This window comes from Gordonia iterans, assembly GCF_002993285.1.
Lineage (GTDB): Bacteria > Actinomycetota > Actinomycetes > Mycobacteriales > Mycobacteriaceae > Gordonia > Gordonia iterans.
Genome location: NZ_CP027433.1, coordinates 130,042 through 152,210, shown reverse-complemented (window position 1 = coordinate 152,210; position 22,169 = coordinate 130,042). Strand labels below are relative to the sequence as shown.

The 22,169-nt window shown below is 69.8% G+C and carries 17 protein-coding genes and 1 pseudogene; 10 read left to right on the top strand and 8 right to left on the bottom strand.

Annotation, left to right across the window (positions count from 1 at the left end):
• Window positions 1-21 precede the first annotated feature (21 nt).
• Window positions 22-621: a TetR family transcriptional regulator gene (locus C6V83_RS00705; protein WP_105940772.1), complete on the top strand. Its 600-nt coding sequence runs from the start codon at window positions 22-24 to the stop codon at window positions 619-621.
• Window positions 622-759: 138 nt separating this feature from the next.
• Window positions 760-1,923, top strand: coding sequence for a Gfo/Idh/MocA family protein (locus tag C6V83_RS00700; RefSeq protein ID WP_105940771.1), 1,164 nt, complete (start codon window positions 760-762; stop codon window positions 1,921-1,923).
• Window positions 1,924-2,019: 96 nt separating this feature from the next.
• Here C6V83_RS00700 and C6V83_RS00695 read toward each other — a convergent pair whose 3' ends face one another.
• Window positions 2,020-3,033, bottom strand: a complete 1,014-nt coding sequence (locus C6V83_RS00695) for a sugar phosphate isomerase/epimerase family protein (protein ID WP_105940770.1) — start codon at window positions 3,031-3,033, stop codon at window positions 2,020-2,022.
• A gap of 28 nt (window positions 3,034-3,061) precedes the next feature.
• On the bottom strand, window positions 3,062-4,261 hold the full coding sequence (locus tag C6V83_RS00690; protein ID WP_105940769.1) for a Gfo/Idh/MocA family protein: 1,200 nt from the start codon (window positions 4,259-4,261) through the stop codon (window positions 3,062-3,064).
• Between the two features lie 125 nt (window positions 4,262-4,386).
• On the opposite strand from C6V83_RS00690, the gene C6V83_RS00685 reads away from it, so the two are divergent.
• Both C6V83_RS00685 and iolG read left to right on the top strand, forming a co-directional pair.
• On the top strand, window positions 4,387-5,388 hold the full coding sequence (locus tag C6V83_RS00685) for a LacI family DNA-binding transcriptional regulator (RefSeq protein WP_105940768.1): 1,002 nt from the start codon (window positions 4,387-4,389) through the stop codon (window positions 5,386-5,388).
• Window positions 5,389-5,459: 71 nt separating this feature from the next.
• Complete coding sequence (gene iolG, locus C6V83_RS00680) at window positions 5,460-6,452, top strand: inositol 2-dehydrogenase (RefSeq protein WP_105940767.1); 993 nt, start codon at window positions 5,460-5,462, stop codon at window positions 6,450-6,452.
• A gap of 115 nt (window positions 6,453-6,567) precedes the next feature.
• Here iolG and C6V83_RS00675 read toward each other — a convergent pair whose 3' ends face one another.
• Together C6V83_RS00675 and C6V83_RS00670 are read right to left on the bottom strand one after the other, a co-directional pair.
• Window positions 6,568-7,659: a hypothetical protein gene (locus C6V83_RS00675; RefSeq protein ID WP_105940766.1), complete on the bottom strand. Its 1,092-nt coding sequence runs from the start codon at window positions 7,657-7,659 to the stop codon at window positions 6,568-6,570.
• A gap of 25 nt (window positions 7,660-7,684) precedes the next feature.
• Entirely contained in the window at window positions 7,685-9,094 is a 1,410-nt protein-coding gene (locus C6V83_RS00670) for an MFS transporter (RefSeq protein WP_199832557.1), read from the bottom strand.
• On the opposite strand from C6V83_RS00670, the pseudogene C6V83_RS00665 reads away from it, so the two are divergent.
• A pseudogene (locus C6V83_RS00665) lies at window positions 8,994-10,313 on the top strand (winged helix DNA-binding domain-containing protein); the annotation flags it as partial. The gene C6V83_RS00670 and the pseudogene C6V83_RS00665 overlap by 101 nt on opposite strands.
• Window positions 10,314-10,423: 110 nt before the next feature.
• Here C6V83_RS00665 and C6V83_RS00660 read toward each other — a convergent pair.
• The 4 genes from C6V83_RS00660 to C6V83_RS00645 form a co-directional block, all read right to left on the bottom strand.
• On the bottom strand, window positions 10,424-11,293 hold the full coding sequence (locus tag C6V83_RS00660; RefSeq protein WP_105940764.1) for a sugar phosphate isomerase/epimerase family protein: 870 nt from the start codon (window positions 11,291-11,293) through the stop codon (window positions 10,424-10,426).
• Window positions 11,290-12,309, bottom strand: coding sequence for a Gfo/Idh/MocA family protein (locus tag C6V83_RS00655; RefSeq protein ID WP_105940763.1), 1,020 nt, complete (start codon window positions 12,307-12,309; stop codon window positions 11,290-11,292). Before C6V83_RS00655 ends, C6V83_RS00660 begins: the two co-directional genes overlap by 4 nt.
• Window positions 12,302-13,099 carry an SDR family oxidoreductase gene (locus C6V83_RS00650; protein ID WP_105940762.1) on the bottom strand — a complete coding sequence of 266 codons (798 nt, stop codon included), beginning with the start codon at window positions 13,097-13,099 and terminating at the stop codon, window positions 12,302-12,304. Before C6V83_RS00650 ends, C6V83_RS00655 begins: the two co-directional genes overlap by 8 nt.
• Window positions 13,100-13,311: 212 nt before the next feature.
• Window positions 13,312-14,511, bottom strand: a complete 1,200-nt coding sequence (locus tag C6V83_RS00645; protein WP_105940761.1) for a phytanoyl-CoA dioxygenase family protein — start codon at window positions 14,509-14,511, stop codon at window positions 13,312-13,314.
• Window positions 14,512-14,596: 85 nt separating this feature from the next.
• Here C6V83_RS00645 and C6V83_RS00640 point away from each other — a divergent pair, with 85 nt between their 5' ends.
• The 5 genes from C6V83_RS00640 (at window position 14,597) to C6V83_RS00620 (ending at window position 21,913) form a co-directional block, all read left to right on the top strand.
• On the top strand, window positions 14,597-15,613 hold the full coding sequence (locus C6V83_RS00640) for a LacI family DNA-binding transcriptional regulator (RefSeq protein WP_105940760.1): 1,017 nt from the start codon (window positions 14,597-14,599) through the stop codon (window positions 15,611-15,613).
• 335 nt (window positions 15,614-15,948) lie between these two features.
• Window positions 15,949-17,466 carry a sugar porter family MFS transporter gene (locus tag C6V83_RS00635; protein ID WP_105940759.1) on the top strand — a complete coding sequence of 506 codons (1,518 nt, stop codon included), beginning with the start codon at window positions 15,949-15,951 and terminating at the stop codon, window positions 17,464-17,466.
• Between the two features lie 41 nt (window positions 17,467-17,507).
• Entirely contained in the window at window positions 17,508-17,921 is a 414-nt protein-coding gene (locus C6V83_RS00630; RefSeq protein WP_105940758.1) for a universal stress protein, read from the top strand.
• Window positions 17,922-17,984: 63 nt separating this feature from the next.
• Window positions 17,985-19,226, top strand: coding sequence for an acetoin utilization protein AcuC (locus C6V83_RS00625; protein ID WP_105940757.1), 1,242 nt, complete (start codon window positions 17,985-17,987; stop codon window positions 19,224-19,226).
• On the top strand, window positions 19,223-21,913 hold the full coding sequence (locus C6V83_RS00620) for a bifunctional acetate--CoA ligase family protein/GNAT family N-acetyltransferase (protein WP_105940756.1): 2,691 nt from the start codon (window positions 19,223-19,225) through the stop codon (window positions 21,911-21,913). Before C6V83_RS00625 ends, C6V83_RS00620 begins: the two co-directional genes overlap by 4 nt.
• The last annotated feature ends 256 nt before the right edge of the window (window positions 21,914-22,169 follow it).

The following is a 22,169-nucleotide window of genomic DNA, read 5'->3' as shown; positions in this document are numbered from 1 at the left end:
GGGGCGACTACGCTCGGACGAATGAGTGCGCCGATCACCTATGCCGACGCCAGCAAGAGGCTGCTCCGCAATTCCCTGCTCGACGGTGTGCGGGATCTGCTCACCCAGCGTGACTGGTCCAAGGTGACGATGGCCGAGGTGGCCCGGCACGCGGGTCTGAGCCGGCAGACCGTCTACAACGAGTTCGGTTCGCGGCATGGGCTCGCGCAGGCATACGCGTTGCGCCTGGTGGAGGAGTACACCGCAGAGATCGGGGCCGCCGTCGACGAGTCCGAGGGCGACCTCGACGCCGCCCTGACCAACGGCTTCGTCCGCTTCTTCGCCGGGGCGGCCACGGACCCGATGATCGCCTCGCTGCTGAACGGAGACGCCAATCCCGATCTCCATCGGCTGATCACCACCGAGGCGGCACCGCTGATCGCCGCGGCCAAGGCGCGGCTCACCCAGATCGTGGAGTCGTCGTGGATCGCCGTGCCCGCCGAGAAGGCCGACCGAATCGCCGGTGCGATCGCCCGGATGGCACTGAGCTACGTCGCCATGCCGCCGGAGGTGCCGGCTCCGGAGGTAGCGGCGAACCTCACGGCCATCTTCGCGCCGGCGATTCGCGAGGCGATCGGCTGAACGGCGAGGGGCGTTCGCGGCCAGACGCCCGCGACGCTGATTTGTCTGGACAAATTGATTGAATGTCTTGAACAACTAGGGGTGACTCTGACATCCTGAGGCGTGTCTCCGGCCCTCTCGACCTGAAAGCCACTCCTCATGACAGAACAACGATCCCTCGGCGTCGCCGTCATCGGCATGGGCTGGATGGGCGCGGTCCATTCGCGCGCGTACACCCGGCTCCGGCAGCACTATCCCGATTCGCTGCTGCTCCCGCGGCTGGTCGCCGTCGCCGACGACGTCCCGGGGCGTGCTGCGGAGGGCGCCCGGCAGTACGGGGCGCAGAAGGCCTACGGCGACTGGCGCGAGGTCCTCGCCGATCCGGACGTCGACGCGGTCTCGGTGACCGTGCCGAACTTTTTGCACGCGGAGATCGGGACCGCAGTCCTCGCAGCGGGAAAGCACCTGTGGATCGAGAAGCCGGTCGGCCTGTCCGCGGCCGACGCGCAGGCCGTCGCCGCTGCGGCGACAGCCGCGGACCGGCAGACTGCGGTGGGGTTCAACTACCGGAACGCGCCGGCGGTACAGGCCGCGCGCGAGATCGTCGCCGACGGTCGCATCGGTGCTCCGACGCATGCTCGGATCCGGCTGTTCAGTGACTACGCCGCACACCCGGACGGGGCGCTCAGTTGGCGCTATTCGCGCGAGCACGGCGGCAACGGAGTGCTCGGCGATCTGGCCTCGCACGGTGCCGACCTGGTGCGCTTTGTGCTCGGTGACATCGCGGCGTTGGTCGCCGACACCGCGACGTTCATCCCGCAGCGCCCGGTCCCGGCCGGCGCCACCAGCGGCCATCAGCTCGCCGCCGGCGGTGAGCCCGGGCCGGTGGAGAACGAGGACTACGCGGGCGCGTTGCTCCGGATGTCGTCCGGGGCCCGCTGCGTCCTGGAGGCGAGCCGGGTCTCGGTGGGGGAGCAGAACTCGTACGGGTTCGAGATCCACGGCACCGCGGGCGTGGTGCGCTGGGACTATCGGCGGATGGGTGAGCTCGAGCTGGCGTGCGGCGACCGCTACCAGGATGAGCCGGTGTCGTCGGTCTTCGTGGGGCCGGGGGCCGGGGAGTACGCCCACTTCCAGCCCGGTGCGGCCAACCCGATGGGGTACGACGACCTCAAGGTGATCGAGGCGCATCGGTTCCTGACGTCCATCGCGACCGGCGAACCGGTGGGCGCGACCGTGCACGACGCGGTGTACATGGCGCGAGTGCTGGATGCGATCACCGAGTCGGCGGCGACCGGGGCGTGGGTCTCGCTCGCCGGCTGATCGATCCTCCGGACGTTGATCGAGCGGAGTCGAGATCTCGACTCCGCTCGATCAGCATGGGCTCGATCAGCATGGGCTCGATCAGCATGGGCTCGATCAGCCAGCCGGAACCTGGAGATTCCGCTCGGCGGCGAGGAGCACCTCGGCCGCGACCTGCAGGCCCTCGATCGGGCCGAACGCGGTGTCCTCGTGCTCGATGTGGCAGGCCATGTCCGGATCCACGCGGTACAGCGCCCGTAGAAACTCGGTCCAGAACTGAGTGTCGTGGCCCTGGCCGAGTGCCACGAAGTCCCACGCGGAGTCCTTCGGCCACTCGTTGGCCCACTCGTCACCGCCCAGGTTCAGGCGGTTCTCCTCCGGTCCCAGCCGGCGGAAGCGCTCGTCGAGCACCCCGTAAATCCTGGCGTTCTCGTTGATCCGGACGTCCTTGGCCGCCGCGTGGAAGACGCGATCGCCCAGATAGTCGATCGCCGCGATCGGGTCCATCATCTGCCAGAAGAGGTGGCTGGGATCCATCTCGGCACCCACGTAGTCGGTTCCGACCTGTTCGATCAGGCGGAGCAGAGTGGGCGGGTTGAAGACCAGGTTCTGCGGGTGCATCTCGATGGCGACCTTGACGTCGTGCTCCTGCGCGAGCTGTGCGATCTCCTTCCAGAAGTCGACGGCCACGGCCCACTGGTAGTCGAGGACGTCCAGCGCGCCGGAGTTCCACGCGTTGACGATCCAGTTGGGACGGGTGGCTCCGGGCTCGCCGCCAGGCAGCCCCGACATGGTGACCACGCGCTTCTGCCCGAGCGCCGCAGCGGCCAGGATCGCGCGCCGGAGGTCGTCGGCTTGCTGCCTGCCGATCACCGGGTTCGGGTGCAGAGGGTTGCCGTTCACGTTGAGACCGGCGAGCCGGATGCCCTTCTCTTCGAAGACGTCGAGGTAGTCCTGTGCGGCGGTCTCGGACGCGACGATGTCGTCGATCTGCGGGATGTGCACAGGGGGAAGGAAGCCGCCGGCGTTGATCTCCGCGGCATTGAGACCCAGGCCGGCGATGACGTCGAGGGCCTCCGGGAGGGGGCGGTCGTGCAGGATGGCGGTGTAGACGCCGAGGGTGTGGTTCATGATGGGATTCCTGTCTCGGGGAAAGGGGTCAGGGAACGAGGACTTGCGCGCCGCCGGCCAGTGCCGATTGCGCCACCGCGTCGAGCAGCTGCATGTTGTGCAGGCCGTCGGCGAAGTCTGCGTTGCGCGGAAGCGACTCGTCTTCGGGGATACCGGCCACCTCTTCGAGGAAGGCTCGCGCCTGGAAGACGAAGCCGTCGTTCTGGCCGACGGCGACGCCGGGCGCATCCATCGCCAGACCGTCTTTCCAGTACGGGTGCGCCGGGCCGAGGGTCACGGTGCGTGTTCCACGCAGGTCGGGGTCGGTGTCGTCGAGCAGGCAGATACGCACCTGGCCCGGGTTGCGGAAGTCGAATGACGCCGAGCCGCCGGTGCAGAACACCTCGAACTTGAGGGTGTTCGGATGACCCGGTGCCACGCGCGAGACCTGCAGTGATCCGGTGCCGCCGGCGGCGTACTCGACGAAGAAGCCGGCGACGTCGTCGTTCTCGACGGCCTCGCGCTCGTCCGACACGGCTCCGCCTTCGTGGCCGATGACCTGCCCGAGCGGCTTGGGTCGGGAGGGGACGGCGGTGTGCAGGGTGCCGCCGCGGACCGCGCGCACCCGGCCGCCGAAGAGCTCTCCGATGTAGCTCAGGTGACTGCCCACGTCCGCCAGCGCTCCGGTGCCGGGTCCGCCCTTGAAGCGCCAGCTGATCGGACTGTCGGGGTCGCATGCGTAGTCGGTCCAGTACTCGCCGTCGAAGTTGACGAACTCGCCGAGCCGGCCGCTGGCGACCAGCTCGCCGAGGAAGGCGATGCCGGGCGAGCGCAAGAAGGTCAGACCGATGCGGGCGACGATCCCCTTCTCGGCGGCGGCGTCGGCCGCGGCGACCATCGCCTGGGCATCGTCGAGGCCGGCGGCCAGCGGCTTCTCGCAGAGCACGTGCTTGCCGGCGGCGAGCAGGGCATCGACGATCTCGCGGTGCAGGTGGTTGGCGACCACGACGCTGACGACGTCGATGTCGTCGGCGGCGGCGACCGCCTGCCACGAGGTGTCGTGCCGTTCGAAGCCGAAACGCCGCGCCGCTTCGGCGGCGAGCGGCGCGTACGCGTCGGCGATCGAGACCAGGCGGACCGGCGGCAGGCCGGGGCCGAACGTCGCGGTCGCCTGCCGGTACGCGGCGGCGTGTGCCTTGCCCGCCATGCCGGCGCCGATCACCGCGACGCCGATGCTGTCGTTGCTCATGACTCTCCAGGGGTGACTACAGTGGTGGAAGTTGGAACGCTCCAACAGAGCGTGCCAGTGATTGCGGTCCGGACTACTATGTCCTGTCAATAGGGCTTGAAGTACTCTCAGGAGGCGAGGCGGGCATGCCGCAGAAGCGACCGACCATCTACGACGTCGCGCAGGCCGCGGGCGTCTCGAAATCGCTGGTGTCCCTGGTGCTCCAAGACTCGCCGAAGGTGGGCGAGGAGTCGCGACGCGCCGTGCGGGAGGCGATCGCGGAGCTCGGATATCGGCCGTCGCGGGCGGCGGCGAATCTCGCCGCCGGGCGCACCAGGGTGGTCGGTGTGCTCATCGACGACTACACCAACCTGTGGTTCGTGGACTTGGTGCGCGGTTTGCACGCATCGCTCGGCCCGGCCGGCTACCGACTCAGCGTGGTCGACATCGCGACCGACGATCAGGCCGAGGATCCGGTGGACCAGTTCCTGTCCATGCGGGTCGACGGGATGGTGGTCGGCACGGATCCGCCCGGTGCGCTGGCCGGGGCGGGGCTGCCGCCCGTCGTCGTCGTCGGCACTCGGGAAGTGCCCGCGAGCGAGAACCGGTACGACGTTGTCGCCAACGACGACGCAGAAGGCGGGCGCCTGGTGGCTCGTCACCTGGTGGGCCTCGGCCACCGGCGACTCGGCCACATAGCGGTGGCATCGGGCGCGGGCCGGGCCCGGCGCGCGGCCTTCGAATCGGAGGCGCGGTCGGGGGGTGCGCAGGTGATCTCGACCGGCGAGGCGCGGGGGGCCACGGATCGGGCCGGCTACGACGGGGCGCGGGAGCTCCTGGACGCCGACCCGGGAATCACCGCCCTGTTCGCGGCCAACGACGTGCTGGCCGTCGGCGCGCTGGCGGCCGCCCGGGACGTGGGACGGGAAGTGCCCGGAGACTTGTCGGTCGTCGGCTACGACGACACCTCCCTGGCAGCAGCGCGACTGGTGGGGCTGACGACCGTCGACGATCTCAGTTTCGAGGTGGGGCGGCGGGCCGGCGCGTCGCTGCTCGACCGGATGCGCGGCGGTGCGGCCGATCCCGTCCGGGTTCAACTGCAGCCGGTCCTGACCGTGCGCGGCACCACGGCGGCGCCGCGGCCCTGATTTCTCGACGCGGCCCGCCGGGCCCCGTGTACGGTTTGTGCAGACATACTTAGTTACTTGGGGAGGTTTCCATGAAGCGGATCGGTCTGCTGGGTTGCGGCCGGATCGGACAGGTCCATGCGGCTTCGGTCGCGGCGAGTCCGCGCGCCGAGCTGGTCGCCGTGTTCGACCCGTTCGGCTCCGCGGTGGAGAAGGTCGGTCGCGACTACGGGGCGGCGGCGTACACGTCCCCGGATCCGATCCTCGACGACGAGTCGATCGACGCGGTGATCGTCGCGTCGCCGACCCCGACGCACATCGACCTGCTGACCCGTGCCGTCCGCCGCGGCAAGGGTGTGCTGTGCGAGAAGCCGATCGATCTCGATCTGGCGCGGGTGGACGCGTGTCGCGAGGAACTCGGCGAGCTCACCCGCCGGGTGATGTTGGGCTTCAATCGTCGGTTCGATCCGTCGTTCGCCGACGTCCGGGCCCGCGTGGCGGCCGGCGAGATCGGGGGACTGGAGCAGCTCACCATCATCAGCCGCGACCCGGCCGCGCCGCCTGCCGGGTATGTGGAGACCTCAGGAGGACTGTTCCGGGACATGATGATCCACGACTTCGACATGGCCCGCTTCTTTCTCGGGGACGTCGCCGAGGTGACCGCGCTCGGCGCCAACCTGATCTCACCGGAGATCGAACAGGCCGGAGACATCGACGGTGCCGTCGTCAGCCTGCGCAGCGTGGACGGCCGGCTCGCCACGATCACCAACTCGAGGCGCTGCGCCTACGGCTACGACCAGCGGCTGGAGGCGTTCGGCGAGCGGGGCGCCCTCGAGGCGCGCAACCAGCACGCGACGAGTGTGCGGTTCTCCGGCGCCCACACGACCGACGCTGCGCCACCCATCCACCACTTCTTCCTTGACCGCTACACGCCCGCCTACCGCGCCGAGTTCGACGCCTTCGTGACGAGCCTGGAGACCGGCGAGAATCCCTCGCCGGGATTCGACGACGGGCGGGCCGCCCTGGTGCTGGCGGACGCGGCGGCCGAGAGCCTGCGTAGCGGCCGCACGGTGACGATCGCCTGAGTTTGTTGGAACAACACCGGTCGTATGAGGAGCGCCGAGGGAACATTCCCCTCGGTGGGCCGTATTCGGCCGGTGTCGTACACGCGACTCCTGGGCGACGACGGTGAGCCTGCGGTCAGTCGTCGGTCGCGTCCAGGTGCGCGGCGAGCCGATCAGCGGCTTCCGTCGTGAACTCGCTCGGCGCGCCGCGGAATTCGTAGAGCGAACCGTCGACGAGAACGCTGCGGTCGAATTCGCCGTCGCCGAACGGGCGAACCTCCGTGCCGACGCGGTCGGTCTCGGCGGATGCGCCTGCGAGGAAAGTGAGCCAACCGGGGATGCCGATGGCATCGACGTCCCAGTCGCTGGGGACGCGGAAGCCGGTGGATTCGCGGAGCGGTGTGCCGAACGAGAGGGAAGCGACGTCCGGAGCGGAGCATTCCACGAGTGTTCGGAATGTCGAGCGCATCCACGGTGCGTGGTCGTCGAGGTCGCCCTGCAGACCGAAGGGCGCGAGGTCCTCGAGGTTGATCGTCACACGGAAACCCGCGTCCACCGAGTCGGGCTCGCCGTTGATCGCGATACGGATCTCGATTCTTCGGGTTCCGGGTTCCGGGTTCAGGACGATGATCTCCGGATACCGGCGAAGCGTCCCGGGCCGATTGACTCGGGCCAGCGCCTCGAAGATCTGCGCGGGAGTCTCGAGCGGAACGGGGTCGAGCGGGCCGTAGTCCGGGTCGACGGCGATCCATCCGGCGGCGTCCCACTCCCCGACGCGCTCTGCGACGGCGGAGCACACCCTGGCTAGCCGTTCGAGCGGTGTCGATCGGCCCCCGCATTCGACGCTCGACCGGACGGCGTTGAAGGCGATACGTCCGCGCCGTTGCGACGACAACGGGTAGTGATGCTCGTGGAAGAAGTCGAGGGTCCGGTCGCGCCGCTCCGGCAGGTAGTCGTCGGTCCATTCTCCCGGGGGCTCGTTCCCGCTGAGAAAGCCCTGGATCCAGCCCGCCGCAAACTCCGTCCGGGGCACGATCTGGTCCGGCCGGACGGAGAAGGAGACGAAACAGTGCGGCTCGTCCGGGCTGAACATCCGGATGAGCCCCCGATGGGTGTGGGGATTTCCGTCGATGACGAAGTCGCCGTCCTCGCCGCGGAGTCCGACGACGAGCCGCGGATCCGCCCAGTCCGGGATCCGCCCGGATCCAGTGCCCGACGTGTCATTCACGGTGGATCAGGTTACGCCGCGGCAGTCAGCGGCGGGTGGCGCGATGGCCGGCGTCGGCGGGCAGGCGAAGCGCGCCGACCAGCGGCAGCAGCATGATCGCGCCGGCGACGACGAAGGCCAGCCGGTACGGGAGGGCGGGATGGTGCGCAGCGTCGTCGCCGATCACCGCGATGCCGATGCGCACAGCGAGCGCGGCGACGGCCATGCCCAGCGCCGTGCCGACTTGCTGCAGCGTGGCGCTGAGCGTGTTGGCGGCGGAGAGGTGGTCCGGTGGGATGTCGGCGAACTGGACGGTGTTGTAGGCGCTGAAGCCGATCGACCGGAAGACTCCGCCCAGGAACAGCAGCACTACGATCAGCCACACCGGGGTGGCGGCGGTGACGACGACGAACACGAACAGCAGCAGCGCCCCGGCGACGTTCGACCAGATCAGCGTCGTGCGGAAGCCGAGCCTTCGGATGATCGGTGACGTCAGCGGTTTGATGCCGAGGTTGCCGGCGAACACGGCGGTGATCGCCGCGCCGGCGGCGGCCGCGCTCCAGCCGAATCCGGCCTGGAAGAGCAGGGCGAACAGGAACGGCGCCGCGGTGATCATCATCCGGTAGACGCTGCCGCTGACATTGCCCACCCGGAACGTCGCGATCGCGAGCACGGCGGGGTCCAGCAGTGGATGAGCGCGGCGGCGCATGGCCGCGACACCGGCGGCCGTCGACAGCAGTGCGGCGGCGAGCAACACCGCGACCAGCCACGGCGCGCCGGTCGCGGCCAGTTCCACGGCGCCGGTGAGGCACGTGATCGCCCCGGCGACGAGCACGAAGCCGGGCCAGTCGAGGGGTGTGCGTCGCGCGGGCTCACTGTTGGGCACCACCCAGAGTCCGGCGATCGCCAGCGCCGCTCCGATGGGCACGTTGATCAGGAAGATCCACTCCCAGCCCAGGGCGTCGGTGATGACACCGCCGAGCACCGGGGCGGCGACGGGGGCGATCAACGACGGCCAGGTGAGGTACGCCATTGCCGCCAGCAGGTGCGCGGGTTTCAGGTCGCGCAATACAGCGAGCCGGCCGATCGGGATCATCAGCGCTCCGGCGATGCCCTGGACAGCCCGGAAGACGCAGAGCCACAGCAAGTCCGGCGCGCGGGCGCAGGCGACCGATGCGGCGGTGAACCCGGCGATCGCCCAGAGGAACGTGCGGCGGGCGCCGAATCGATCGGCCAGCCAGCCCGTCACCGGGACGAAGATCGCCACGGCCAGCAGGTAGGTGACCATCGTCGTGTTGACCGACTCCGGTGCGATGCCGAAGTCGCGCCCGATCGCCGGGGCGGCGGTCGCCAGGATGGTGCCGTCCAGGTTTTCCATGAAGAGCGCGCCCGCGGCCAGCAAGGCGAGCGGGCGCGAGAATCCCGCCTCACGCCCGGAGCGCGGCCGCCGTCTCATCATCAGTATGTTAGGACAAACTCGGGAGATTGAGAACGTCGCGGTGTACGTCTTCGTCACTCGGCCGACGTACCCTGATCGCTACCATGCCCGCATGGCGACGCCCTTGCGCACGGTGACCGATGATGAGCGCCGGGCCCGGCTCGGGGTGCGGCACGCGCTGGCCGAGTCGGCTCGGGTGGTGACTCCGGAGGACGCGCCGCGCGCCGTGGTCTGTCTGCATGCCACCGAGCCGCCGAGCGTGTATCTCGCCTGCTGGGCACGCAGCGAGCAGAGTGGGATCGACGACGTCGAGCGCGCGCTCTACGAGGCCCGTTCCCTGATCCGGCAGCAGGCGATGCGCGAGACGCTGTTCGTGCTGCCACGCGATCTGGTGCCGGCGGTCTGGGGCAGTGCGGCCGCCCGCATCGCCGCGTCGCACCGTCGTCGTCTGATTCGGAACCTGGAACGCTGGGGTCCCGCCGCCGGCGGAACGGGGGAGGCATGGCTGGCCGACGCGGAACGAGCGGTGCTCGCGCACCTCTCCGACGGGGTGCCGCGAACCTCGGCGCAAGTGCGTGCGCAGGTGCCGGAAGTCGGCGGGATGATCGAGCAGGCACCGGGGGCGTCGTGGGGCGGGAAGATGGCGATCGCACCGAAGGTGCTGGCCCAGCTCAGCATGGCCGGCGCCGTGGCGCGGGGCGCGAACGCCGGCCCCTGGTATGCGAGCCGGCCCACATGGACCACGACCGGAGTCTGGTGGGAGGGCGTCGTGCCCGAGCGACTCGATGCGGAGGCGGGGTACGCCGAACTGGTGAACCGGTGGCTGTGGTCGTACGGTCCCGGCACCGTCGACGACATCGCCTGGTGGCTCGGCGGCACCAAGACCGCTGTCCGGACCGCGCTCGACGACCTCGGCGCGCGCCCCGTGGCACTGGAGGACGGTACCGAGGCGTGGCTGCGCGACGACGACGTCGATCCGGTGGCGTCCCCGGAACCGTGGGCGGCGCTGCTGCCGCTTCTGGATCCCACGGTGATGGGCTGGAAGGGACGCGACTTCTTTCTCGGTGCACACGGTCCGGTGCTCTTCGACAGCGTCGGCAACGCCGGCACGACGGCCTGGGTCGACGGCAGGGTCGTCGGAGTGTGGGTGCAGGACGAAACCGGCACGGTGCGGCTCCGACTCCTGGAAGAGGTGAGTCCGACCGCGCGTGCCGCGCTGGATGCCGAGATCCGGCGGCTGGACAACTGGCTCGGCGGACAGCGGGTCTTCACCGTCTACCCGTCGCCGGCCATGAAATCGCGGAGGCGATCGTCGAGATCGATCCCACGCCGTGGGCGTCGTGCGTACTACGACAGCGCGGTGGTGAGTACGTCGAGCGCCGTCTCGCGTGCCTCGGCGAGAGCGACTGTGACGTCCTTCGCGCGGTGCTCGTCGGAGAGGATCTCCACTCCCCACGGACCGGCCCAGCCGGTCGCGGCGAGCATCTGGATGAGGCCGACGAGGTCGAAGGCACCCTGTCCGCAGAGCCGGCGGCGATCGCGGGTGTCCTCGAAGAGCGAGCCCACCGGGTCGGCGTCGGCGTCGTTGAGTTCGACGCCGAAGAGGATGTCCGGGGACAGGCACGCGGCGAGATCCCGCAGAGACGTTCCGGCGCGGAAGACGTGCCAGGCGTCGACGACGAGGCCGCAGTTCTCTCGATCGACGGCGCGGACGAGGTCGGCGCCCGTCGGGATGCTCGCGATCATCGAGAACGGCATCGGCTCGAGCATCAGCCGCAGCCCGTGGTCGGCGGCTTCGTCCGCGAGTTCGCGCAACGGGGCGACCAGCGACCCGGTCGAGCCGAGGGCATCGCCGAATGCGGTGCCGATCTTGAGGTGCTGTGCGCCCAGTCCGTCGGCGGCGCCGAACAGCAGCGCGCGGACCCGGTCCGAGGTTCGTCGAGCCTCGCCGGTCTCCCACCAGTCCGTCAGCAGCTCGACGTCGATGTGGCGCAGACCGGCCTGCGTGAGCGCCCGGCGGACGGCGGGGAATCCGGGGCCGTCGGCGATCTGGCGCAGATCGTCCTGGGCGAGCCCCATCCCGGACCACCCGGTGGCGGCGACCGCGCCGATGCGCTCGAAGACGTCCACCGGGCTCGCCTCGTTCGGCGACAACGGCGCGACGTCGCCGGCGCTGGTCCAGCACGTCGCGACGAGTTCGATCGGTGCGGCGCTCACGGGATTCCGGCCTTGCCGCCGCGCACCGGGAGGCCCGCCGCGCGGTAGACCGCGTCGATCATCGACATGTTCTCCACGGCATCGTCGAGGTCGAGGACGGTCGGCTCTCCGGTGCGCAGCGCTCGGGCGAACGCCTCGAGTTGGTAGGCGTACGTGGACCGGCTCGGCGCCCGCTCGACGGTCTGCGCGCCGTCGGCGACGACGGTGAGCCGGTTGTCGCGATGCGGTCCGAGGAAGTCGTGCAGGGTCGCCCGTCCGCGGTCACCGATGAAGGTCAGCCGGAAGTCGAACTTCTCGCCCTCCATCGAGACGTGGCCGTGCCCGGTGGTCCCGTCCGGGTAGACGACGTCGAACGTGCACGAGGCATCGACGTTCTCCGCGTGGAGTTCGCAGTGCGCGGAGACGACGGCGGGGGCGGCGCCGATCCGTATGCCGTACCGACGCATCGCGTGTACCGCGTAGCAGCCCAGATCCATCATCGCGCCCCCGGCGAGGTCGTAGTCCCAACGTGGATCGCCGTCCTGCGGTGTCGGCATGGACATACGCACCTCGACGCGCCGGACCCGGCCGATCCGGTCGTCGTCGAGGAGTTGCATCACCCGCCGATAGCCGGGGTGAAAGCAGTAGTGGAAGCCCTCCAGGAAGCCGACCCCGGCGGCGCGGATCGCGGCGGCGACGTCGGCGGCCTCCTCGGCATTCGATGCGAACGGCTTCTCGCTGAGCAGCGCCTTGCCCGCGGCGGCGATCTTGCGGTTCCAGGGGCCGTGCAACGAGTTGGCGAGCGGGTTGTACACCACCTCGACCTCGGGGTCGGCCAGCAGCGCGTCGTACGATTCGGCGACGCGCTCGATTCCGTGCGCCGCCGCATAGGCGTCCGCTCTCGTCTTGTCGCGCGCGGCGACGGCGACGACTCGGTGGCCGAGTTCGGCCGCCGGTCCGATGATCGCGTCCGGTCCGATGCGGGCAGCGCCGAGGATGCCGATACGCAGGGGTTCGAACGGGGCTGCCTCAGTCATGTGCGCCGACCACGTACTGATCCCAGTCGATCACCGAGCCGGTCACCACGCCGCACCGGTCGGACAGCAGAAAGGTCACGAAGCGGGCCGTGTCGGCGGGCTGGTTCAAGCGGCCCATCGGAAGCCTGGTCGACGCCTGCGCGGCCCAGTCGTCGTCGGCGTCGTGGAACCGCTTCTGAATCTGCGCCTCGCCCTCGGTCTCCGTCCACCCGATGTTGATCCCGTTGATCCGGATGCGGTCGAAGCGATGCGCGTACGCGGCGTTCTTGGTGAGACCGGCGAGCCCGGCCTTCGCAGCGGTGTACGGCGCGAGGTACGGCTGGCCCGCGTGGGCGGCCATCGAGATGATGTTGACGATGCTTCCGCCGTCGACCGTCCCCGCCTCGTTCTGGGCGATCATCTGCTTGACCGCGGCCTGCATCGTGAAGAACGGTCCGCGGAGGTTGATCGCGATGTGCTGGTCGAAGAGATCGGGCGTGGTGTCTAGCAGGGTGCCGCGGGTGGTGATCCCCGCCGCGTTGCACAGGCCGTCGAGGCGGCCGAAGGTGTCGACCGCGGTCGCCACGGAAGCGACCGCCGAAGCCGGGTCGGCGACGTCGGCACGGACGTAGGCGGCGCGGGCGCCGGAGGCGGTGAGTTCGTCGAGCAGGGCCTCGCCGAGTTCGGGTCGGCGGCCGGTGAAGGTGACGGCGGCGCCCGCCGCGGCGGCGGCGCGCACGACGGCGGCGCCCACGCCCTGAGTGCCTCCGCTGACCACGATGGAGCGTCCTGCCAAAGTTTGTTCGTTCATATGTACTTTCTAGACGAAGTGGTCTCGACTCCGCTCGACCATCGGGGAATGTGGTCTCGACTCCGCTCGACCATCGGGGTCTCGACTCCGCTCGACCGTCGGGGGTCTCGACTCTGCTCGACCATCGGGGGTCTCGACTCCGCTCGACCATCGGGGGTCTCGACTCCGCTCGACCGTCGGGGAATTCTCGACCGTCGGGGGATGCGGCGAGGTCAGGCGCGGTGCCGCGCGTCGAGCGCGGCGAGTGCGGTGGTGAAGGCCGCCGCATCCCAGCCGGCGTCCAGCGCGCGGCGAGTCAGTTCGGCCTGCGTCTCGCCGTGCATACCGTCCAGCGGCTGATCGAGATCCAGGTTCGACGGGAAGGCGTAGCCCTCGGCGCTCGCCGCGATCACGTTCTCGGCGGCGCCGCGATCGCTGCACCACAGGTCGACGAGCGACGGGTACACCGCGCGCAGCAGCGCCGAGCGGTCGACGGATTCCATCGCCCGGCCGAACGCTGAACCGATCTGCAGCAGGTTCGCCATCCGCGCGAGGTCGCCGGACACGTTGGCGCCGGCGGCGTGGAAGAGCGCCGGGTTGAAGAACACCGCGTCGCCGGCGTGCAGGGGCAGCTGAACGTAATTGTCCGCGAAGTACTCGCGGAACTCCGGCAGGTTGAAGGCGAGGTAACCGAGCTCGTAGCGCTGCGAGTACGGCAGATACATGGTCGGTCCGGACTCGAGCGGCATGTCGACGTGGGCGACGGCGCCCTGCAGGGTCAGTGCCGGCGAGACGCGGTGGACGTTCAGCGGGAAGCGGGCCGCGGCCTCCGGGGTCATGAAGCCCAGGTGGTAGTCGCGGTGCGGCTGCTGGGCCACGCCGCCGGGATTGACCACATTGATCGCCGAGGTCACCTGGTACATGGGGCCGAGCCAGGTCTCGCTGATCAGGGCGAGCACGTCGTTCGCGTAGTAGCGGGTGAAAAGCTCGGGGTCGCGGGCGGCCAGCTTGCCCAGTGCGTTCCAGATGCGATCGTTGACCCCGTTCGCGGCGAAGTGATCGCCGCCCGACGTGCCGGCGGCGCGCTGTTCGGCGACCATCGCCGTGAAGGCCGCCGTGGTCTCCGCGAGTGCCGATTCGGCGCCGAAGGCGCCGGCGAAGACGACGATTCCGGGTCCGGTGAGCAGGGCCTGGGCGAGTTCGTCCTGCAGCGCCGTGCGCCGATCGGCGTCGGATGCGGTCCGGCGCACCTCGGCGGAGTCGTAGATCAGAACGCCGCGGTCGGTGCGGGCGGCGTGCGGGTAGGCGGACAGATCGGTTCCGGTGTCGAGGGTCGCGACGAAGTCGTCGAGGCGGCAGTCGGCGGCGGTGATGCGGCGGGCGGACGGGATGGCGGCGGACGGAATGACGGCGGAGGCGGAAGCGAGGGTCATGGCATCGATGGTGACGACTCCGGGCCCCGGGCGGAAGACGGGAAATCCCTCAAGAATCCCTCAGCGCGGGCGCAGAATGAGCAGCATGGCTCATCGCTTCCCCGTTCGGGAGATCGCGCGGCAGGCCGGCGTCAGCGAGGCGACGGTCGACCGGGTGCTGCACGGCCGTCCCGGGGTTCGTCCGGGAACCGCCTTGCAGGTGGAACAGGCGATCGCCGAGCTCGATGCGCAGCGCACCCAGTTGCGGTTGTCCGGACGGCAGTTCATGGTCGACGTCGTGATGGAGACTCCCCGGCGGTTCTCCACCCTGACCCGCCGCGCGCTGGAGGCCGAACTCCCCGCCCTCCGCCCTGCGGTCCTCCGCGCTCGCTACCGGGTTGCCGAGCGCTGGCCCCCCGGCGGCCTCGTCGCCGAGCTCGACGGCATCGTGCGGCGCGGCAGTCACGGGGTGCTGCTCAAGGCACCGGACGTGCCGGAGGTCGCCGATGCGATCGGCCGCCTGGCCCGCGCGCGCATCCCGGTGATCACCTTCGTCACGGACGTCCCCGACAGCCTCCGCCTGGCGTACGTCGGCCTGGACAACCGTGCCGCCGGTGCGACCGCGGCCTACGTGATCGGGCACCTGGTGGCGGGCAGGCCGGGGCGCGTGTTGATCACCACCAGCGGTGACGACTTCCGCGGTGAGTCCGACCGGGAGCACGGCTTCGCTGCCACGCTCGGCGAGATCGACCCCGGCCGTCCGACGACGACCGTCACGTCGGACGGGCTCGACGAGACCTCCGCGCGGCGCGTGGGCGGTGTCCTGTCGATGTACGACGACGTGGTCGCGGTCTATTCGGTCGGCGGCGGCAACCGCGGGATCCTCCGGGCATTCGACGACGCCGGCCGGGACTGTGCCGTCCTGGTGGCGCACGACCTCACTCCGGACACTGTGGAATTGCTCCGGCAGGGGCGGATCGGCGTCGTGCTGCACCACGATCTACGGGCGGACCTGCGCGACGCGGCCCGCGCCCTGATGGGATTCCACGGCGCGCTCCCGGAGTTCCGGCCCCAGCCCGCGTCGGTCGCGGTGGTGACGCCGTACAACCTTCCGGCGCGCTGAGCTGTGCTGTGCGGTGCGCCCCGAGGTTGGACCCGCCGGCGCGGCACAGACGCGGCGAGGGCGACCGCCGGGCCCGCCGACCGCCGTCAGGTCCGTGATACCGGTCGGACGCCCCGCACAGCCTCCCGCCGAACAATTAAGTCAAAACATCCGTATGTCATTACAAATGCGCTATGCTCATTCACTGTGACGTGACACACAGTACGCCTGGCGGGCGTGCGGTGGACGGGAGCGTCGCGGGCACAAGCGGCGATTCGGGCGTGGAGTCCGACGGGGGACGCCACTCATACGAAAGGACTGGACATGGAGAATCACGACAGTAAGGCGGCTCTCCGATGAGCGGCGCGCCGACGGGCGGCCACGGGGCGCCGGCCGCCGAAGCGCAGTTGCCCCCGCTGACCAAGGGGCCGCACAGCAGGCGCATCGGACTGATCTCGATCATCGCCTGCCTCGGTGGACTGCTCTTCGGCTACGACACGGGTGTCTCTTCCGGCGCCGAGGGTCCGATGTCACGGGAACTGGGATTCTCGGACCTGCAGACCGGTGTGGTGATCAGTTCGCTGGTCTTCGCCGCGGCGGTCGGTGCGTTCCTCGGCGGCAAGATCTCCGACCTCATCGGCCGCCGGAAGGCGATCATCGTGATGGCCGTGATGTTCTTCGCCGGCACGCTGTTCGTGGTCTTCGCACCGGGCTCGCACACCGCGGGCTTCGCGACCATCGTGATCGGGCGCATCATCCTCGGCCTCGCGGTCGGCGCAGCATCCACGGTGGTGCCCGTCTATCTCGCCGAGCTCGCACCGTTCGAGATCCGCGGTTCGATCACCGGACGCAACGAGATGGCGATCGTCTCCGGTCAGTTCCTGGCGTTCTCCGTCAACGCGATCCTGAACGAGACACTCGGACATGTGACCGGCATCTGGCGCGTGATGTTCGCCGTCTGCGCGATCCCCGCGGTGTTCCTGTTCTTCGGCATGCTCCGCATGCCCGAGTCGCCACGCTGGCTGGTCGAGAACGGAAGGATCGACGAAGCGCGCGCCGTTCTGGACACTATCCGATCCAGGGACAGGTCCAAGGCCGAGCTCGATCAGGTCATCGAGCTGACTGTCGACGAAGAGCAGTTGGAATCCGGTAAGCCCGGACTCAAACAGATCCTCAGCGGCAAGTGGCTGCGCCGCATCATCCTGGTCGGCATCGGAGTGGCCGTCGCGCAGCAGCTGACGGGCATCAACGCGATCATGTACTACGGACCGCGCGTGCTGCAGGAGTCCGGGTTCGACGAGGGCGCCTCCCTGATCGCAGCCACCGCCTTCGGTCTCGCCGCCGTGATCGGCGGTGTGATCGCCCTGCGCAACATGGACCGCCTGGATCGTCGTACGACGTTCGTCATCGGCCTCTCGCTCACCACTCTCTGCCACCTGCTCGTCGGCGTCGCCGGCCTGGTGATTCCCGAAGACGCCGGGTACCGTCCGTACGTCATCGCCGTGCTGGTGTTCCTGTTCGTGCTCTCCATGCAGTCGTTCCTGAACATCGCCGTGTGGGTGTGGCTGGCCGAGATCTTCCCGTTGAACGTCCGCGGCCTCGCCATCGGCACCGCGGTGTTCTTCGGCTGGTTCGTCAACGGCATGCTCGCGCTGTACATCCCGACCCTGGTCACCGCGCTCGGTCTGGGCACGTTCTTCCTGTTCGCGATCGTCGGGGTCATCATGCTCGGCTTCATGTGGCACGAGGTTCCCGAGACCCGCGGTCGTACGCTGGAGGGACTCGAGGAAGACCTCCTCGACGGCACCATCTACAACGAACTGCCGCGTCGCCTGCCCTTCGCCGGCGTCCTCTACGACCGCGACCGGCACTGACCGATCCGTCACCACCAACCAGTACAGAGAAGGAGTCAGTCATGACCGTCGTCGTCGCCGTGTCCGACAATCGAGAGAGCCGGAACGCGTTCATCCAGGCGATCGCCGAAGCCCGCCTGCTCGGCACCGATCTGGTCGCCGTCAATCTCGGGGCCAAGGCCCTGAGCACCGAAGGCACCGACACCGCAGGGGTTCAGATCACCGTCCTGGACAAGGGCGGCTCGTCCGATGCCGCCGACGTGGTGCTCAACGAGATCGCCACGCGCAACGCCCAGCGGCTGGTGATCGGCGTCAAGCGCCGCACCCCGGTCGGCAAGGTGCTGCTCGGCAGCCTCAGCCAGAAGCTGCTGCTGTCCAGTCCGGTCCCGGTGCTGGCGGTGAAGACGCCGGAAGAGGAGTTTCAATCGTCGGCGCTGAGCGAGATGCCCGGTGGCATCCCGAGAGTCACCGGATAGCGAGGGCGACGTCGGCCCGACCACCCGGCCGGGCCGACGTCGTTCCGCAGACGAGAAGGATCGATGAACCAGCTGCCTGCACCGCCGGCGGATCACGGCCGGAGCGCCGGAGCTGTGGTCTGGACTCCGCGCTACCTGGACTACACGTGGTCGCCGTACCACCCGATGAACCCGGCGCGCCTGGATCTCACCATGCGGCTGTCCGCCGCATTGGGCCTGCTCGACGAGGTGGAGTTCGTCGACCCGGGCATCGTGAGCGACGGCGAGCTGTTGCGCGTGCACGCTCCGGCCTATGTCGAAGCGGTCCGCGCGGCGGTGCCGTCGTACGGTGAGGAGCCCGACGAGTTCGGGCTGGGCGGCGACGACAATCCCGTCTTCGAGCGGATGCACGACGCCGCCTCGGCGATCGTCGGCGGGACACTGCAGGCGGCGCAGGAGATCGCGACCGGGCGGGTGAACCGCGCGGTCAGCATCGGTGGGGGCATGCACCACGCGATGCCGGATTCGGCCGCCGGCTTCTGCGTCTACAACGACATCGCGGTCGCGATCTCGTGGCTGCTGGACAACGGCTACTCGCGCGTCGCGTACATCGACGTCGACGCGCACCACGGCGACGGCGTGCAGCGGGCGTTCTACGACGACCCGCGCGTGATGACGCTGTCGGTCCATCAGGATCCCGCGACGCTGTGGCCGGCGACCGGGCCTGCATCCGACGTCGGGGAGGGGCGCAGCGCCGGCACGGTGGTGAACCTGCCGCTGCCGCCGGGCACCGACGACGCGCTGTGGCTCCGAGCCTTCGGTGCGGTGGTTCCCGCGGTGATCGAAGCCTTCGAACCGCAGATCATCGTCAGCCAGTGCGGCGTCGACACACATCGGGAGGATCCGCTGGCGCAATTGGAGATGACGGTCGACGGTCAGCGCGCCGCGTTCCTGGCCATGCGCGCACTCGCCGACAGGTACGCCGGGGGCCGTTGGCTCGCCGTGGGCGGCGGCGGATACGAGCTGGTCCGCGTGGTGCCGCGGGCCTGGACCCACCTGCTCGGCGTCGTGCTGGACCGGCCGGTGGAGGTGTCCACTCCGGTACCCGGGTCGTGGCACCGCCACGTCCGCTCCCTGCTTCCCGACGACGAACTGCCCGCGACGATGGGTGACGGCGCCGACCTCGTCGTCGAACCGTGGTCCGGGCCGCGAGAGACCGGAGACGCCGACCCGGCAGATCGCGCCGCCGCCGTGGACGAGGCGATCGAAGCCACCCGCCGGGCGGTGTTCCCGCTGCACGGCCTGGACCCGGACGATCCGTCGTGACCGCCGGGGACCACGAGGGTGTCGCCGCGCCGCATTCCGAGGGGGAGCAGCGGTCCAGCTACCCCGAGGATTGGCGCGCCGACGTGCTCGCCGCCGACGGCGGGGTGATCCACCTGCGGCCGATCGAGCCGGACGACGCCTTCAAGCTGGTCCAGTTCCACTCGAAGCTCTCCGAGGAGACCCGATTCCTCCGGTACTTCGAGCCGCACGAGAAGCTCGAGGCCGCAGAGGTCTACCGGGCGACGCACGTCGACAACCGGTACCGCGTGAGCCTGGTCGGGCTGCTCGGCGACGAGATCATCGCCGTGGGCGTCTACGAGGGCAGTCCCGATTCGACCTCGGCCGAGGTCGCCTTCACCGTCGCCGACGAGCACCAGCGGCGCGGCCTCGGGTCGGTGCTGTTGGAGCACCTGGCCGGTGCCGCCGCAGAGAACGGGATCGAGCGCTTCGAGGCCTACGTGCTCGCCGAGAACCCGAGCATGGTGCGCGTGTTCAAAGATGCCGGCTACCAGGTGAACGGCACGGACGACGGCGAGATCATCGAGCTCGAATTCGCCATCGACCCCAGCGAAGCACTTCTGCAGGTGCGCAACGCGCGGGAGCGCGCATCGGAGGCGCGCAGCGTCCGGAATCTGCTCTCGCCGCGGTCGATCGCGGTGATCGGCGCGTCTCCGACCGAGGGCAAGGTGGGGCACGCGGTACTGGCGAACCTGTTGCAGGGCGGCTACACCGGGCCGATCTTCCCGGTGAACGCCGGGCGCGGCGCGGTGCTCGGCGTCCGGGCGTTCCCGAGCGTGCGGGACATCCCGGACCGGGTCGACCTCGCGATCGTCGCGGTGCCGGCATCCGACATCGACGAGGTGCTCGACGACTGCCTCGACAAGGGCGTCAAGGGCCTCGTCGTGCTCTCGGCGGGTTTCGCCGACTCCGACGCCGACGGCTATGCGGCCCAGCGCCGGCTGGTCCGGGAGGCTCGCGCTCACGGCATGCGGCTGGTCGGTCCCAACGCGCTGGGCATCGGCAACAACGACCCCGCGGTCTCCATGAACGCGACGCTCGCGCCGGAACTGCCCGGCTGGGGGCGGGCCGGCTTCTTCTGCCAGTCCGACCCGCTGGGAGCGCTGGTGCTGAGGGAGGCCGCCACACGCAGGCTGGGCCTGTCGACGTTCGTCTCGGCCGGCAATCGCGCCGACGTGTCGGCCAACGACCTGCTGCAGTACTGGGACTCCGATCCGGACACCGATCTGGTCCTGTTGTATCTGGAGTCGCTCGGCAACCCGCGCAAGTTCATGCACCTGGCACGCCGGATGGCCAGGTTCAAGCCGATCGTGGTCGTGCGCAGCAGCCGCATCGATCGCCCGGATGCGCATGGCGACGCACCCGCCATCGACAACACGGTCGCGGCGAACGTGTTCGGCCAGGCCGGGGTGATCGCGGTCGATTCGATCGTGGAGATGTTCGACTGCGCGACGGTGCTCTGCCACCAGCCGCTGCCGGCCGGGCCGAGGGTGGCGGTGATCAGCACGAGCGCCCCGCTGGGCCGGCTCGCGGTGGATGCCGCGCGGTCCGGCGGCCTGACGGCGACACGGACCGAGATCCTCGGACCGTCGGCCGATCCGGACGAGTTCGCCGCGGCACTGGCCGAGGTGATGGCCGATCCCGACGTCGACGCGGTGGTGGCGCTGGTGGTGCCGCCGGTCCCCATTCCGATGGAGCCGTTCGCGGCGCCGCTGCGGGCGGTCGCCTACACCTGCGCCAAGCCGATCGTGACGACCTTCGCCGGCGAGAACGGCATCCCGGAACTCCTGGCGGTGAACGGCTCCGACGGCATGCCCGCGTTCGGTTCTGTGCCCTCGCTCCCCGATCCGGATCGCGCGGTCCGTGCCCTGCAGCGGGTGTGGGGGTACGCGCGCTGGCTGAAGCTCCCGGTGTCCGAGCCGCGCCGTCCGGACGGGGTCGACGACGAACGCGCCCACGGCATCGTCGTCTCGGCTCTGCGCCGGGGAGCCACCGACTGCGGCTGGCTCGCCGATCGTGATGTGGCCGAACTGCTGGACTGCTTCGGCATCCCTCTGGTGGACTTCCGCGAGGCGGCCTCGACGGACGAGGCGGTGGCCGGCGCGGAGGAACTCGGCTATCCAGTCGCGCTCAAGGCGACGAGCGAGGGCTGGCGCAATCGGCCGGACATGCGCGGCGTGCGCTTGGACCTGGACCGCCCGAGAGAGGTCCGGCGTGCGTACACCGATCTCGCCGCCGACTCCGGATCCCCGCGCGTGCACGTGCAGCGGATGGCCGCCAAGGGGATCGGCTGCGTGCTCTCCGTGCACGACGACCCGTCATTCGGTTCGGTGATCTCGTTCGGGCTGTCCGGCATGATCACCGAATTGCTCGGCGACCGCGCCTTCCGCGCGTTGCCGCTCGGCCCGGACGATGCGCGACAGCTGATCGCCGCGCCGCGCGCCGCACCGCTGCTGGCCGGCGTCGCGCACACCGAACCCGCCGACACCGAGGCGCTCGCCGACATCGCTGAACGGGTGTCGGCGCTCTGTGAGCGGATCCCGGAGATCCGCGAGCTGCGGCTCGAACCGATCCTCGCTTCGGCCGGCGGCGCCGCCGTCCTCGCCGGGCATGTCCGGATCGACACCGCGCCCCGGCGTCGGGGGATCGATCCGCGTCGCATCACGTGAGCGGTGGTTTCGACTCGCCCGACTTCGGTGACCCGAGGCACTAGCCCCTTGAGCCCCGTCGAAAGGCTGCGCTCGCTCAAACCATCGAAGTGGTCGACGTGGTTTCGACTCGCTTCGCTCGCTCAACCACCGAAGTGAGATGCTCGCTCAATCACCGAAGTGAGATGCTCGCTCAACCGCCCGAAGGGCTGTGTCCCCTCGATGGTTGAGCGAGCGTAGCGAGTCGAAACCACGGAGCTCGGGAACCGGGAAACCG